This is a genomic window from Sphingomonas sp. AC449 (assembly GCF_979253475.1).
The window spans coordinates 1-13,185 of record NZ_CEEDCZ010000020.1; the positions used below are offsets into that span (position 1 = coordinate 1).

Here is a 13,185-nt window from a genome sequence, read left to right on the forward strand (position 1 = left end):
GGCTTCGGCCGTGGCGGCGGGGGTCGCGGCGGACAGGCGGGCGGGCGCGTCCAGTTCGCGCTCTACCATACCTGGCACTTCACCGACCGCGTGCTGGTGCAGGAGGGCGGGCCGCGGCTCGACCTGCTCAACGGCGATGCGATCGGCAATACTGGCGGGCAGGCGCGGCACGAGTTCGAGGCGCAGGCGGGCTATAGCAACAACGGCATCGGCGTACGGCTGTCGGGACGCTATGCGACGGGGACGACGGTCGATGGCGGGACCGCGGCGGCGCCCGAGACGCTCAATTTCGGCGGGCTCGCGACCGCGGATGCGCGGCTGTTCGTCGATCTGGGGCAGCGGCTCGAATGGGTGAAGGCGCGGCCGTGGCTGCGCGGGATGCGCGTCAGCCTGTCGGTCGCGAACCTGTTTAACACGCGTCAGGAGGTGACCGACGCGACGGGGGTGGTGCCGAACACCTATCAGCCGGGGTATCTCGATCCGCTCGGGCGGACGGTGCGGTTGAGCGTGCGCAAGCTGTTCTTCTGAGGCCGTCGTCCGTGACGTCGTCCTGACGCAAGTCGGGATCGAGGATGACGGAGCGTTGTCCTGTCTGGCTCTGGATCCTGACTTTCGTCAGGATGACGGGAGGGGGGGCAGGATGACGCGGGGGGCAGGTCACCTTTCTGGTTACAGGCCGATCCTGGCCGCGAGCCAGCGGGCGGCGGCCTCGGGGGTCTGTTTGTCGGCGTCGCGGTCGACCTGATAATTGGCGGTGCGCATCGCCTCGACGGGGACGCGGCCGACGAGCGGCTTGAGCGCGGCGAGGAAGGCGGCGTCGCGGGCGCGTGCCGGGGCGACCATCAGGATCGCGTCATAGCCCGGGATCGCACGGCGCGGATCGGTGAGGACGGTCAGCCGGTCGGCGGCGATCCGGCCGTCGGACGAGAAGGCCGAGATCACGTCGACGTTCCCGCTCTGCAGCGCGCGGTACATGAAGGTCGGGCTGTACGGCGTCGTCCGGGCGAAGCGCAGCGGATAGGCGCGCTTGACCGCCGCCCATTCGGGCCGTTCGAGAAATTCCAGATCACTGCCGAGCGCGAGCCGCGGCGCGGCGCGGACGAGGTCGTCGAGGCTGGCGATCCGCTGGTCGCGCGCGGCGTCGCGTTTCATCGCAAACGCATAGGCGTTCTCGAAGCCGAGCGCGCCGACCAGCCCGACGCCGTGCGTGCGGCGTGCCCAGTCGCCGATCGCGGTGACCATCGCGCCGCGATCGGGCACGTCGCTGCGTTTCATCTCGTTCGACCAGATCGTGCCCGCATAATCGACATAGACGTCGATATCGTCCCCCGCGAGCGCGCCGAAGACGACCGCCGAGCCGAGCCCGTCGCGGTATTGCACCGTGTAGCCCGCGCGTTCGAGCCGGTCGCCGATCAGGCGCGCGAGGATATATTGCTCGGCGAAGTTCTTCGCGCCGACGACGACGGTCCGGTCACCGCCGCCGCCGCGCGGCCAGAGCGGCGCGGTGGCGACCGCTGCCCCCGCGACGAGCAGGATGGCGCTCGCGATCCAGAGCCAGCGGCGGCGCGTGCGGATCCCGAATTCGATCCCGCCGATCAGCGCGTCGACGCACAAGGCGAGCGCGGCGGCGGACAGGCAGCCGGCGAGAACGAGCGCCCAGTTCTGCGTCTGGAGCCCGGCGAAGATCATGTCGCCCAGACTCGGCTGGCCGACCGTGGTCGACAGCGTCGCCGCGCCGATCGTCCAGACCGCGGCGGTGCGGATGCCGGCGATCACCACGGGCGCGGCAAGCGGCGCCTCGACGAGGCGGAGCTTCTGCGTGCGCGTCATGCCGACCGCGTCGGCTGCCTGCACGATCGCGGGGTCGATCCCCTGCAGCCCCGCGACCGCGTTGCGCAGGATCGGCAGCAGCGCATAGAGCGTCAGCGCGATCAGCGAGGGCAGGAAGCCCAAGGCGGGGATGCCGCCGCCGACCAGCGCGGACAGGCTGAGCAGCAGCGGGTAGAAGAGCGCGAGCAGCGCGAGGCTGGGGATCGTCTGGACGAGGCTGGCAAAGCCCAGCGCGACGCGCGCGACCGCGGCGTTGCGCGCCGCCCAGACACCGAGCGGGAGGCTGATCGCGATCCCCAGCAGCAGCGCGGCCGCGGACAGCAGCACGTGACTGGCGAGCAGCGGCGGCACGCGGGTCAGCGCGTCGAGGAACGCGCTCATGCGACCAGCGCCCGGAGGCGTTCGGCCTGCGCGCGCGGGACCTGGACGAGCGCCTGCGCGTCGTCGCCGCCCTTGCCCGCGACGAGATCGGCGGGCGTCGCGTCGGCGACGATCCGGCCCGCCTTCATGACGAGGACGCGGTCGGCGAGCAGCAGCGCCTCCGCCATGTCGTGCGTGACGAGGATCGTGGTGAGGCCCAGCCGGTCGTGGAGGTCGCGGATCCGCGTGCCGAGCGCGTCGCGCGTCACCGGGTCGAGCGCGCCGAACGCCTCGTCGAGCAGCAGCAGCTTTGCCCCCGGCGCGAGCGCGCGCGCGATCCCGACGCGCTGTCGCTGGCCGCCCGAGAGCGCATCGGGGAGCCGCCCGGCGATGGCGCGCGGCAGGTCGACGAGGTCGAGCAGGTCGTCGATGCGCGCGTCCTGCGCGCGACCCGCGATGCGCAGCCCGATCGCGATGTTCTCGGCGATCGTCATGTGCGGGAACAGCCCGATATTCTGGAAGACATAGCCGATCCGGCGGCGGAGGTCGGGTGCGGGCCCGGTGGCGACGTCGGTGCCGTCGATCGTGACGCGGCCGTCGCTCGGTTCGATCAGGCGGTTGATCGTCTTCAGCAGCGTCGACTTGCCCGATCCCGACGTGCCGACGAGCGCGACGAAGCTGCCCCCGGCGATGTCCAGCGAGACCGCATCGACGGCGGTGGTCGCGCCGAACCGCTTGGTGACGCATTCGAAAGCGAGCGCTGGAGAATGATCTGGCATCTGGGCGCAGGATGCGGGAAACATACCGCAAAATCAAACGGAGAGGATCGGCCATGAGCCAGCAGAGCATATTCATTACCGGCGGCGGGTCGGGGATCGGCCGCGCGACCGCCTTGCTGTTCGCGCGCAAGGGCTGGCGCGTCGGGCTCGCCGACGTCAACGTCGCGGGGCTGGCCGAGACCGCGGCGGCGTTGCCCGGGGGCGCGTCGACCTATGTCATGGACGTGCGCGACCGCGACGCGTGGAGCGAGGCGCTGGAGGCGTTCACCGCGACGACGGGCGGGCGGCTCGACGTGCTGTTCAACAATGCCGGGATCGGCACCGGCGGGCCGCTCGTGCTGACCGATTTCGCCGAGATCGACCGGGTGATCGGGGTCAATCTGGTCGGCGTGCTCAACGGTGCGAAGATCGGTCATGCGTATCTGAAGCGGACGCCGGGATCGTGCCTGCTCAACACCGCGTCGGCGTCGGCGATCTATGGCTCGTCGGGGCTCGCGCCCTATTCGGCGACCAAGTTCGGCGTGCGCGCGATCACCGAGGCGCTCGACGGCGAATGGGCGGCCGACGGGATCAAGGTGCGCGACCTCGTGCCGAGTTTCATCGACACGCCGCTGCTCAACGCGGGCACGGCGGGGACCAACCGGTCGATCCGCGAGACGGTGACGGGGGCGGGGCTCGAGCTGACCGGGGTCGATAAGGTCGCCGAAGCCGCGTGGGCGGCGGTGCACGGCGACACGGTCCACACCTATGTCGGCAAGACCGCGCGGCGGATGGCGTTCGCCGCCCGCTGGATGCCCGGCGCGCTGCGCAAGCAGATGCGGCGGGGGCGTGCGCGGTAGGGGGGTCCTTTTCGTCATCCTGACGAAAGTCAGGATCCAGGGTTACGGACGTTGTCGCTTGGGGCTCTGGATCCTGACTTTCGTCAGGATGACGGGAGTGGGGGGTGTTGCGCCCTGTCCGTCATCCCCGGCTTGATCCGGGACCCAGGGTTACGGGCGTTGCCGTTTGGGGCTCTGGGTCCTGACTTTCGTCAGGATGACGGGGGTGGGGACGTTCCGCCCTGTCCGTCATCCCGGGCTTGACGCGGGATCCAGGGTTACGGGCATTGCCGTTTGGGGCTCTGGGTCCTGACTTTCGTCAGGATGACGGGGGTGGGGGTGTTGCGCCCTGTCCGTCATCCCGGGCTTGATCCGGGACCCAGGGTTACGGACGTTGCCGCCTGTGGCTCCGGGTCCTGGCTTTCGCCAGGATGACGGGAGGGGTGTCAGGATGACGGTGGGGCCGTCAGGCGTCGCCGACGATCGCGTCGATCGCTTCGGCCATTTCGATGTCGCGCGGGGACAGGCCGCCTGCGTCGTGCGTCGTCAGCAGGATTTCGACGCGGTTCCAGACGTTCTTCCATTCGGGGTGATGGTTGGCGCGCTCGGCGATCAGCGCGACCTGGGTCATGAAGCCGAACGCCTCGACGAAATCGGCGAACACGATCGTCCGCGTGATCGCGTCGCGCGCATCGTCATAATCCCACTCGTCGAGCCCATCGAGCGCCTCGGCCCGCTCGGTCTCGTTCAGTGCCTCGATCATTCGCGTACCCTTGCAGCTATGGATCGCCAACGCGTATGGCTGGAGCCATGAGCGAGCAAGCGACAATCCATGGCGATATGCAGGGGCTCGCGCCCGATGCGGCGGCTATCGAGGCGATCGGGCGCGCGACGATCGCGCGGCTGCCTGCCGAATTTCGCGTGCATCTGGGCGACATCGTCTTTGCGATCGAGGAATTCGCCGACGAGGAGACGCTGGCCGCACTCGGCATCGAGCATCCGCTCGACCTGTCGGGGCTGTATCACGGGCGTCCGCTCGGCGAGAAATCGTCGATGGATACGGGCGCGATGCCCGACCGTATCGTCCTGTATCGCCGTGCGATCCTCGAGGAGTGGATCGAGACGGGGGTGCGGCTCGACGATCTGGTCGCGCATGTCATGATCCACGAGATCGGGCATCATTTCGGGCTGAGCGACGACGACATGCATGCGCTGGAAGACGCCGCGGCGTGAGCCTCGCGTTTCGCGGTGTCGCCTGCGATCGCGGCGCGCGGCGGTTGTTCGAGGGGGTGTCGTTCGCGCTGGCGGCGGGCGAGGCGGCGGTCGTCGCGGGGCCGAACGGCGTCGGCAAGTCGAGTCTCATCCGGATTGCCGCGGGGCTGTTGTCGCCCGCCGAGGGGGAAGTCGGGGTGACCGGGCGCATCGCGCTGCTCGCCGAGGCGGCCGCGCTCGGTGCGGAGCGCCCGGTATGCGAGGCGTTGCGGTTCTGGGCAAAGCTCGACGGCGCAGATGCGGCGGCGGTGACGCAGGCGCTCGACGCTGTTGGGCTGGCGGCGCTCGCGGGCGTGCCGGTGCGGATGCTGTCGACCGGGCAGCGGCGGCGCGTGGCGATGGCGCGCGTGGTCGCGTCGGGCACGCCGATCTGGCTGCTCGACGAGCCGGGCAACGGGCTCGATGCGGCGTCGCTCGGGCGGCTCGAGGCGCTGATCGCGCGGCATCGTGGCGCGGGCGGGATCGTCCTTGCCGCGACGCATCTGCCGCTCGCGATCCCGGGGGCGCAGACGATCAATCTGGCGGGTGAGGGGGCGGCGTGATGCTCGCGCTGACCTTGCGCGATGTGCGGCGGGGCTATGCGGGGGGTGGCGCGACATTGGTCGTCGCGTTCTTCCTGCTCGTGACGATCCTGTTCCCATTTGCGATCGGGCCCGACGCGGTCGTGCTCGCGCGCGTCGGGGGCGGGGTGATCTGGGCAGCGGCGTTGCTCGCGGCGCTGTTGCCGGTCGAGCGGCTGGTTGCGCCCGACCTGGAAAGCGGGGTGCTCGACCAGCTGCGCGTGCGCGGGGTGTCGCTGGCGCTGGTCGCGGCGGCGAAGATCGTCGCGCACTGGATCGCGTTCGCGCCGCCGTTGATGCTCGCCGCAGTGATCGCCGCGGGGTTGCTCGACCTGTCGGGGGCGACGCTGGCGCGGGTCGAGATCGGGCTCGCGATCGGGACGCCGGGGCTCGCCGCGCTCGCGGTGACGACGGGTGCGCTGGTCGCGGGGTTGCGGAGCGGGAGCGCGGTGGCGGGGCTGGTGATGCTGCCGCTCGCGGTGCCGTTGCTGATCTTTGGCGCAGGCGGGCTCGATCCGGTCGGCGGGGCGGGGGCGTTCAAGCTGCTTGGTGCGGTGAGCCTGGTGCTCGTCGCGGGGGCGCCGGTCGTGGCGGGGGCGGCGATGCGGGCGGGGATGGACTAGGCGCGCGCTGGGGCGGGTGCTTCGACTTCGCTCAGCACGAACGGGTTTGGGGAAGGGGCTGGGGACGCGCGGGTCCCGCGTCAGTCGCGGGACCAGCGGGCCCAGATGGCGGTGGGGAGCGTGAGGCCGCGGGTTTCCTCGCGGACGCCGAGTTCGCCCGCCTCGACCTTGCCCGGCAGGTCGGCGAAGACCTGGTTGAGCAGTTCGCCGATCGCGAGCGCGGACATGCGGACTGCGTAGACCGTCAGGAACAGGAAACGCGAATTCTCGTCGAGCAGCTTGCGGCAGTCGGCGATGAGGCGGGGGAGATCCTCCTCGAGCCGCCAGACCTCGCCCTCGGGACCGCGGCCATATTTTGGCGGGTCGAGCAGGATGCCGTCATAGCGGCGGCCGCGACGAACCTCGCGCGCGACGAACTTGGCGGCGTCGTCGGTCATCCAGCGGATCGGCGCGTCGGCCATGCCCGACAGCCGCGCATTGGCCTTGGCGGCCTCGACCGATTTCTTCGACGCATCGACATGGACCATGCGCACGCCCTTGGTCGCCATCGCGAGCGTGCCGACGCCGGTATAGCCGAACAGGTTCATGCATTCCGGACTGTCGAGCCCGGCGACGCGCTCGCGCATCCAGCTCCACACCGGCGCCATGTCGGGGAAGAAGCCGAGATGGCGAAAGGGGGTGGTCTGCGCGGTGTAGGACACCTCGTTCCACTTGAGCGTCCAGCCCTCGCGGGGGACGGGTTCCGAGAACTCCCAGCGGCCGCCGCCATCCTCGTCCGAGCCGGGGACGAATTCGCCCTGCGCCTTCCAGTCGGTCGAGGCGGGCGCCCACATCGCCTGCGGTTCGGGGCGGATGAAGCGGAAGCGGCCATAGCGTTCGAGCTTCTTGCCGTGGCCTGAATCGATCAGGCCGTAATCGGCCCAGGGTTCGCCGATGAGCGTGTCGAGCGTCTTCATGCCGAGGGCTTCGCGCGGTCAGCGATGTAGGCGGTGATCGCGTCGAAGGTCGCAGGGAGCGTGACGTAGCGTTCCTCGCGCTGGAACAGGTCGCCGACGCGTGCCGGCAGCGAGGGGCGGACGCCGGTCGCGCGCTCGACCGCGTCGCCGAACTTGGCGGCATGCGCGGTGGCGAGCGTGACGATCGGGGTGCCGGGCGGCACCTCGGTGCGCAGCGCGGCGGCGAGGCCGATCGCGGTGTGCGGGTCGATCACCTGCCCGGCATGCTCGTGCGCCCAGCGCATCGCGAGCGTCATGTCGTCGAGATCGACGCGGTCGCTCTGGAACAGCGCCGCGGCGCCCTGCGACTGCGCGTTGGTCAGGCGCATCGCGCCCGAGGATTCGAAGCCGGCCATCTGTGTGGCGAGTGCGGCGCCGTCGCGGCCGCCGAGGTCGAACAACAGGCGTTCGAAGTTCGAGCTGACCTGGATGTCCATCGACGGGGTCGGGGTCTGTTCGACGCCGGTTTTCGAATAGTCGCCGCTGCTGAGCGCGCGGTGGAGGATGTCGTTGACGTTGGTGGCGACCACCAGCCGCGCGACGGGGAGGCCCATGCGGGCGGCGACATAGCCTGCGAACACGTCGCCGAAATTGCCGGTCGGGACCGCGAACGCGACCTCGCGGTCGGGCGCGCCGAGGCGGACTGCGGCGTAGAAGAAATACACGACCTGCGCCATCAGCCGCGCCCAGTTGATCGAGTTCACCGCCGACAGCGCGAACCGGTCGGAGAAGGCCGGGTCGTTGAACATGGCCTTCACGAGCGCCTGCGCGTCGTCGAAGCTGCCTTCGATCGCGATGTTGTAGACGTTGGGGCTGAGCACCGTCGTCATCTGGCGGCGCTGCACCTCCGAGATGCGGCCTGCGGGGTGGAGCATGAAGATGTCGATGCCCTCGCGCCCCGCGACCGCGTCGATCGCGGCAGAGCCGGTGTCGCCGCTGGTCGCGCCTACGATCGTCAGGCGTTTGGTCGTGCCCGCGAGGAAGCGTTCGAAGAAGAGGCCGAGCAGCTGGAGCGCGACGTCCTTGAACGCGAGCGTCGGGCCGTGGAAGAGTTCGAGCAGCCACTGGTCGTGGTCGAGCTGGACCAGCGGGACGACCGCGGCGTGCGAGAAACGGCCATAGGCCTGCTCGCAGAGCGCCTTCAGCTCGTCGCGGCTCATCGCGTCGCCGACGAACGGCGCCATGACGGCGACCGCGGTGTCGACATAGGAGAGGCCCGCGAGCGCGGCGATCTCGTCGCGGGTCATCGTCGGCCATGTCTCGGGGAGGTAGAGTCCGCCATCGGATGCGAGACCGGCGAGCGTCGCCGCTTCGAAATCGAGGACGGGGGCCGAGCCGCGGGTGCTGATGTAACGCATGGCCAAGCCGGTTAGCGGGACGCAGCTTTCGACACAAGTTTGCCGCGCCTGCCCAGTGCCAGGACATAAATGATCGCGGCGATGGCGGCGAAGAAGAACCACTGGCCGGCATAGGCGAGATGGTTGTTCGGAACCGCGTCGAGGTCGGGCTTGCCGTTGGGGGCGAGACCGGCGGGCGGCGTGTCGGCGACGAGCATCAGCCGCGCCGGGGTCGGGTCGAACAGCGAACCGATCAGCGAGCGGCCGTCGGGGGCGTGGGTGATATAGCCCGAGACCGGGCCGCCGGGCCATTGGACTTTGAGCTTCGGGTCGCGCGTCGTGCCGAGCTGGACGATCATGCCGGGGCCCTCGGCGCCGGTGCGGCAGTCGGCGATGACGCGGAACCCCGCCTTGCCCGCGCCGGCGAGACGGATCGCGGTCGGCTCGAGGCAGACGCCCGATGCGCGGCGGAACAGCAAGGTCTCGTCGGGCAGGCGCGGGAACGCCATCGGCGGACGCGCGGGGTTGGCGGCGAGCTGGGCGAGGAACGCCTCCTTCTTCGGGAGGCGGTCGAGCAGCTGCCACAGGCCGAGCGCGATCATCGCCGCGACCGCGAGCGTGACGAGCAGCGTCGGGAGGATGGGGAAACGCCGGGTCGTCGTCACGGCTGGCTGCGGCCCTCGCGCGCGGCGTTGCGATATTCGGCGGACATGAGCGCACCCTTGGCGGCGCGGAGCGACAGGATGACGCCCCCGGCGGTGAACGGGATCCAGATCAGCATGTGCAGCCAGAGCGGCGGATGCAGCGTCAGCTCGAGCGTGATCGCGAGCGCGACGACGATCGCGCCGAGGATCAGTGTCAGGAACGCGGCAGGGCCGTCGCCGACGTTGAACTTGCTGAAATCGAGGCCGCAATTCGGGCAGCGCTCGGCGAATTCGGCCCATCTGGCGAAGAGCGTGGGCTTGCCGCAGCGCGGGCAGAGGCCCTTGAGCGCGACCTGCGCGACGGGCGGGGCGGCGGCGAGGGGGTAGGGATCTTCGGTCATGCGCGGTCGTCTTGCCCGGGGTGTCTCCCCGCGGAGGCGGGGAGCCAGGCTGGGCTCCCGCCTTCGCGGGAGAACAGATTGGGGAGGGCGGGCGTGTCGCCGCTCGTTACCACCCCGGCGGAGGCCGGGGCCCAATTGGGGGACGGGGGTAACGGACGGCAGCGCTTCGTTACCGCGGCCTTCCCAGTTGGGCCCCGGCCTTCGCCGGGGGGGAGGGCAGGAATGGAGCGGGCGGTGCTCAACCGCCGTGGACGGGGGCGCCCCAGCCGCCCCAGACATAGACGGTGACGAACAGGAACAGCCAGACGACGTCGACGAAATGCCAGTACCAGGCGGCGGCCTCGAAGCCGAAATGCTGGCGCGGGGTGAAGTCGCCCTTATAGGCGCGCACGAGGCAGACGATCAGGAAGATCGTGCCGATGAGCACGTGGAAGCCGTGGAACCCGGTCGCCATGAAGAACGCCGCGCCGAAGTTGATCCCCTTGAACGGGAACGGTGCGTGGACATACTCATAGGCCTGGATCGCGCTGAACAGCGCGCCGAGGATGACGGTCAGCCAGAGTCCCTTGAGCACGCCGTCGCGGTTGCCGACGCCGATCATGCCCCACAGCCCGGTCTTCTCGCCGCCGCGCTGGTTGTGGATCAGCGCATGGTGCGCCCAGGTGACGGTGGTGCCCGAGGTCAGCAGGATCAGCGTGTTGAGCAGCGGAAGCTCGAACGGGTTGATGACGGTGAGGCCCTTGGGCGGCCACTGCGCCGCGACCGCGGCCGCACCCTCGACCGCGCGTTCGACCTGGCCGTCGACGATCGTCATCGCGGTCGGGAACAGCGAGAAGTCGAAGAACGCCCAGAACCAGCCGACGAAGAACATGACTTCGGAGGCGATGAACAGGATCATCCCGTAGCGGAAATGAAGCTGGACGACGGGGGTGTGGTCGCCCGCGCGTGCCTCGGCGATGACCTGCGCCCACCAGCTGTAGAAGGTGAAGAGCAGGCCTGCGAGGCCGATGAAGAAGATCCAGCCACCGCCATTGGGCTTGTCGACATGGCCGCCATGCATCCACATGATGCCGCCGACCGCCATCACGAGCGCGGACATCGATCCGACCAGCGGCCAGACGCTGGGGGGAAGAATATGATAATCGTGGTTCTTGGCGCCGGCCATGTAACTCCCCTATTCTCTTTAACGGCTGTCCTAGCTTGCGTCTTTCGCGGAATCCACCGGGTAAAACGTGTAGCTGAGCGTGATCGTCTGGATATCGGCCGCGTCGGGATCCTTCAGGATCTTCGGATCGACGAAGAAGATCACCGGCATCCGCGCGGTCTCGCCGGGTTTCAGCGTCTGCTCGGTAAAGCAGAAACACTGGATCTTGGTGAAATATTTGCCGGCCTGCGCGGGCGTGACGTTGAACGTCGCGGTGCCGGTGACCGGACGGTTCGACGTGTTGGTCGCGGTGAAGAACGCCATGTCGCGCGCCCCGACCGCGATCGTGTCCGACGGGTTCTCGGGCGCAAACTTCCACGGCAGCTTGGGACTGACGTTGGCATCGAAATCGACGCGGATCTGGCGATCGGTCGCGCCGGGCGCGGCGAGCCCGCGCTGCGTCGTGCCGTTGAGCCCCGTCACCTGGCAGAACAGGCGGTAGAGCGGCACGCTGGCGAAGGCGAGACCCGTCATGAAGCAGATGCCGAGCACCGCGAGCAGCGCGGTCCGCGTCGTGCGTTCGATACGCATCAGTGCGGCATCCCCGCCTGGATCTTGGCGATCGAGATGGCGAAGACGAGGATGACGAACGCGCCGAGCAGCAGCGCCATGACCCTGGCGCGGCCATTCTGGCGGCGGCGGATCAGGTCTTCGCGGGTCTTGTCGTCGTTCATGCCAGCCACCTATCGACGACGAGCGCGCCGAACATCGCAAAGAGATACAGGATCGAATATTTGAACAGCCGCCGCTCGGGCTTCATCGCGTCGTCGGGGCCGGTCGTACGCGTCGCGACGATGACCACGAGCCAGGCGAAGATGCCCGTCAGGACGGTCGCGACGACGCCGTAGAAATTGCCGACCAGACCGAGCGGCGACGGCAGAACCGCGGCGGCCGCCATCGGGATGGTGTAGAGGCCGATCTGCGTCCGCGTGACGCGCTCGCCCGCGACGACGGGAAGCATCGGCACACCCGCATTGGCGTAATCGGTCTTCACGAACAACGCGAGCGCCCAGAAATGCGGCGGCGTCCACAGGAAGACGAGCCCGAACAGCAGCAGCGGGAGAAGTGCCACGTCGCCCGTTGCGGCGGCCCAGCCGATCAGTGGCGGGAACGCGCCCGCGGCACCACCGATGACGATGTTCTGCGGCGTGCGGCGCTTGAGCCAGACGGTGTAGACGAGCACGTAGAAGAGGATCGAGACGGTCAGGATCGCGGCCGCGGCGATGTTGACCGCGAGCCCCATCAGCAGGACCGAGAAGCTCGCGAGCCCGACGCCGAAATGCAGCGCGGCCTGACGGTCCATTCGGCCCGCGGGGAGCGGGCGCTTTTGCGTCCGGCGCATCACCGCGTCGATATCGGATTCATACCATTGGTTGAGCGCGCCCGCCGCGCCCGCGCCGAGCGCAATGCACAGGATCGCGGTGAAACCGATCACGGGATGGATGCCGACGGGGGCGGCGAGCATGCCGCACAGCCCGGTGAACACGACGAGCGTCATCACCCGCGGCTTGGTCAGCGCCAGGAAGTCGCGCCATTCGGCGGGGGGAAGCAGGGGCGTCGCGGTGGTCATGATTGCGGACGGCTATACGCGACCGGGGCCTCGGGGGAAAGCCATGGTTCGGCGCGATAAATCGAAGACCGGGTATGGTGTCCGGCCGGACGGCGATCAGGCGGCGGTGATCGGCTGGCCCAGATCGAGCCGTTCGCCGTTCGTGACGATCACCCGGTCGCCGAGCTTCACCGCGTCGAAGATCCGTTTCGCGAATGCCCTGGGCACGCCGATGCAGCCATGCGTGACATAGCCGTCGCCGACCTCGCTGCCGTGGATCGAGATGCCGTCATTGGTCAGCCGCAGCATGTACGGCATCGGCGCATTGTAGAGGTTGGACACGTGATCCGCGTCCTTCTGCGTGATCGGGAAGACGCCGAGCGGGGTCGGCTTGTCGTCGGCGCCGTAGATGATGACCGCGGTCCCGATCTCGTACCCCGCGCGGAAGACCGAGACGGTCTGCGCGGCGAGATCGACGGTGACGACGACGGGGCCCTGGGGGGCGCCGGTCTCGTCCCAGTAATGGTCGCCCTGATGCATGGGCCCCGGGATCTGGAGGATGCGCTTGACGGTGTAGGCGGCGGGGTCGGGGGCGGGAGTCGCCGCGGGGCTCCGGGCGGGCGCGGTGGCCGCGGCCAGCGCGGGGCGGGCTTTTGGCGCGATCCGCGGCGTGGCGGGGTCGGGCGCGGCGGTCACGGGGCGCGCGCCGGTCAGCGCGATCGCGGTGCCGCCGGCGAGCGTGAGGCCGAGAATCGTGGCGGCGAGATGCTGGCGGGTGGGCATCCGCCCTGTGTGGGGACGCCGGGGTGGTTT

General features: G+C 69.5%; 16 protein-coding genes and 1 pseudogene. 5 read left to right on the top strand and 12 right to left on the bottom strand.

All coding sequences use genetic code 11. The features are described from left to right. A pseudogene (locus AC0CH3_RS17455) lies at nt 1–528 on the top strand (TonB-dependent receptor); the annotation flags it as partial. A 141-nt stretch (nt 529–669) separates the two neighbouring features. On the opposite strand, the gene AC0CH3_RS17460 reads toward AC0CH3_RS17455, so the two are convergent. Next, a complete protein-coding gene (locus AC0CH3_RS17460) occupies nt 670–2,211 on the bottom strand; it encodes an ABC transporter permease/substrate-binding protein (protein WP_354301141.1) in 1,542 nt (513 codons plus the stop codon). Further along, nucleotides 2,208–2,969 (bottom strand): ATP-binding cassette domain-containing protein, encoded by a 762-nt coding sequence (locus AC0CH3_RS17465; RefSeq protein ID WP_354301142.1) that lies wholly within the window; start codon nt 2,967–2,969, stop codon nt 2,208–2,210. Before AC0CH3_RS17465 ends, AC0CH3_RS17460 begins: the two co-directional genes overlap by 4 nt. Before the next feature lie 53 nt (nt 2,970–3,022). Here AC0CH3_RS17465 and AC0CH3_RS17470 point away from each other — a divergent pair, with 53 nt between their 5' ends. After that, entirely contained in the window at nt 3,023–3,808 is a 786-nt protein-coding gene (locus AC0CH3_RS17470) for an SDR family oxidoreductase (protein WP_354301144.1), read from the top strand. Nucleotides 3,809–4,253: 445 nt separating this feature from the next. Here AC0CH3_RS17470 and AC0CH3_RS17475 read toward each other — a convergent pair whose 3' ends face one another. Continuing rightward, complete coding sequence (locus AC0CH3_RS17475) at nt 4,254–4,550, bottom strand: 4a-hydroxytetrahydrobiopterin dehydratase (RefSeq protein WP_056019031.1); 297 nt, start codon at nt 4,548–4,550, stop codon at nt 4,254–4,256. A 35-nt stretch (nt 4,551–4,585) separates the two neighbouring features. On the opposite strand from AC0CH3_RS17475, the gene AC0CH3_RS17480 reads away from it, so the two are divergent. The 3 genes from AC0CH3_RS17480 to AC0CH3_RS17490 are packed head-to-tail and all read left to right on the top strand — an operon-like array spanning nt 4,586 to nt 6,242. Further along, a complete protein-coding gene (locus tag AC0CH3_RS17480; protein ID WP_457325054.1) occupies nt 4,586–5,020 on the top strand; it encodes a metallopeptidase family protein in 435 nt (144 codons plus the stop codon). Next, complete coding sequence (gene ccmA, locus AC0CH3_RS17485) at nt 5,017–5,601, top strand: heme ABC exporter ATP-binding protein CcmA (RefSeq protein ID WP_354301149.1); 585 nt, start codon at nt 5,017–5,019, stop codon at nt 5,599–5,601. Before AC0CH3_RS17480 ends, ccmA begins: the two co-directional genes overlap by 4 nt. Continuing rightward, entirely contained in the window at nt 5,601–6,242 is a 642-nt protein-coding gene (locus tag AC0CH3_RS17490; RefSeq protein ID WP_465238108.1) for a heme exporter protein CcmB, read from the top strand. Before ccmA ends, AC0CH3_RS17490 begins: the two co-directional genes overlap by 1 nt. Nucleotides 6,243–6,322: 80 nt before the next feature. On the opposite strand, the gene AC0CH3_RS17495 is transcribed toward AC0CH3_RS17490, so the two are convergent. From AC0CH3_RS17495 to AC0CH3_RS17535, 9 genes are all read right to left on the bottom strand, one after another. Further along, nucleotides 6,323–7,198 (bottom strand): class I SAM-dependent methyltransferase, encoded by an 876-nt coding sequence (locus AC0CH3_RS17495; protein ID WP_056017567.1) that lies wholly within the window; start codon nt 7,196–7,198, stop codon nt 6,323–6,325. Further along, nucleotides 7,195–8,595 (bottom strand): threonine synthase, encoded by a 1,401-nt coding sequence (thrC, locus tag AC0CH3_RS17500; protein WP_354301153.1) that lies wholly within the window; start codon nt 8,593–8,595, stop codon nt 7,195–7,197. Before thrC ends, AC0CH3_RS17495 begins: the two co-directional genes overlap by 4 nt. A gap of 11 nt (nt 8,596–8,606) precedes the next feature. Further along, nucleotides 8,607–9,239, bottom strand: a complete 633-nt coding sequence (locus AC0CH3_RS17505; RefSeq protein WP_354301155.1) for an SURF1 family cytochrome oxidase biogenesis protein — start codon at nt 9,237–9,239, stop codon at nt 8,607–8,609. Beyond that, complete coding sequence (locus AC0CH3_RS17510; RefSeq protein ID WP_354301157.1) at nt 9,236–9,619, bottom strand: DUF983 domain-containing protein; 384 nt, start codon at nt 9,617–9,619, stop codon at nt 9,236–9,238. The genes AC0CH3_RS17505 and AC0CH3_RS17510 overlap by 4 nt, the downstream gene beginning before the upstream one ends. Nucleotides 9,620–9,857: 238 nt before the next feature. Next, nucleotides 9,858–10,784 carry a cytochrome c oxidase subunit 3 gene (locus tag AC0CH3_RS17515; RefSeq protein WP_056017558.1) on the bottom strand — a complete coding sequence of 309 codons (927 nt, stop codon included), beginning with the start codon at nt 10,782–10,784 and terminating at the stop codon, nt 9,858–9,860. Nucleotides 10,785–10,814: 30 nt separating this feature from the next. Then, complete coding sequence (locus tag AC0CH3_RS17520) at nt 10,815–11,354, bottom strand: cytochrome c oxidase assembly protein (protein WP_056017555.1); 540 nt, start codon at nt 11,352–11,354, stop codon at nt 10,815–10,817. Then, entirely contained in the window at nt 11,354–11,497 is a 144-nt protein-coding gene (locus tag AC0CH3_RS17525; RefSeq protein WP_200916166.1) for a hypothetical protein, read from the bottom strand. Before AC0CH3_RS17525 ends, AC0CH3_RS17520 begins: the two co-directional genes overlap by 1 nt. After that, complete coding sequence (locus AC0CH3_RS17530; RefSeq protein WP_354301160.1) at nt 11,494–12,393, bottom strand: heme o synthase; 900 nt, start codon at nt 12,391–12,393, stop codon at nt 11,494–11,496. Before AC0CH3_RS17530 ends, AC0CH3_RS17525 begins: the two co-directional genes overlap by 4 nt. 96 nt (nt 12,394–12,489) lie before the next feature. Continuing rightward, nucleotides 12,490–13,185, bottom strand: a 696-nt coding sequence (locus AC0CH3_RS17535) for a L,D-transpeptidase family protein (protein WP_465238109.1), incomplete at its 5' end; no start/stop codon positions are given.

Excerpts from the sequence above, each read along its gene's own strand:
- AC0CH3_RS17490 (WP_465238108.1), top strand. The coding sequence starts at position 5,601 with ATGCTCGCGCTGACCTTGCGCGATGTGCGGCGGGGCTATGCGGGGGGT.
- AC0CH3_RS17475 (WP_056019031.1), bottom strand. The coding sequence starts at position 4,550 with ATGATCGAGGCACTGAACGAGACCGAGCGGGCCGAGGCGCTCGATGGG.
- AC0CH3_RS17480 (WP_457325054.1), top strand. The coding sequence starts at position 4,586 with ATGGCTGGAGCCATGAGCGAGCAAGCGACAATCCATGGCGATATGCAG.
- AC0CH3_RS17495 (WP_056017567.1), bottom strand. The coding sequence starts at position 7,198 with ATGAAGACGCTCGACACGCTCATCGGCGAACCCTGGGCCGATTACGGC.
- AC0CH3_RS17460 (WP_354301141.1), bottom strand. The coding sequence starts at position 2,211 with ATGAGCGCGTTCCTCGACGCGCTGACCCGCGTGCCGCCGCTGCTCGCC.
- AC0CH3_RS17510 (WP_354301157.1), bottom strand. The coding sequence starts at position 9,619 with ATGACCGAAGATCCCTACCCCCTCGCCGCCGCCCCGCCCGTCGCGCAG.
- AC0CH3_RS17525 (WP_200916166.1), bottom strand. The coding sequence starts at position 11,497 with ATGAACGACGACAAGACCCGCGAAGACCTGATCCGCCGCCGCCAGAAT.
- AC0CH3_RS17515 (WP_056017558.1), bottom strand. The coding sequence starts at position 10,784 with ATGGCCGGCGCCAAGAACCACGATTATCATATTCTTCCCCCCAGCGTC.
- AC0CH3_RS17465 (WP_354301142.1), bottom strand. The coding sequence starts at position 2,969 with ATGCCAGATCATTCTCCAGCGCTCGCTTTCGAATGCGTCACCAAGCGG.
- thrC (WP_354301153.1), bottom strand. The coding sequence starts at position 8,595 with ATGCGTTACATCAGCACCCGCGGCTCGGCCCCCGTCCTCGATTTCGAA.
- AC0CH3_RS17470 (WP_354301144.1), top strand. The coding sequence starts at position 3,023 with ATGAGCCAGCAGAGCATATTCATTACCGGCGGCGGGTCGGGGATCGGC.
- AC0CH3_RS17520 (WP_056017555.1), bottom strand. The coding sequence starts at position 11,354 with ATGCGTATCGAACGCACGACGCGGACCGCGCTGCTCGCGGTGCTCGGC.
- AC0CH3_RS17530 (WP_354301160.1), bottom strand. The coding sequence starts at position 12,393 with ATGACCACCGCGACGCCCCTGCTTCCCCCCGCCGAATGGCGCGACTTC.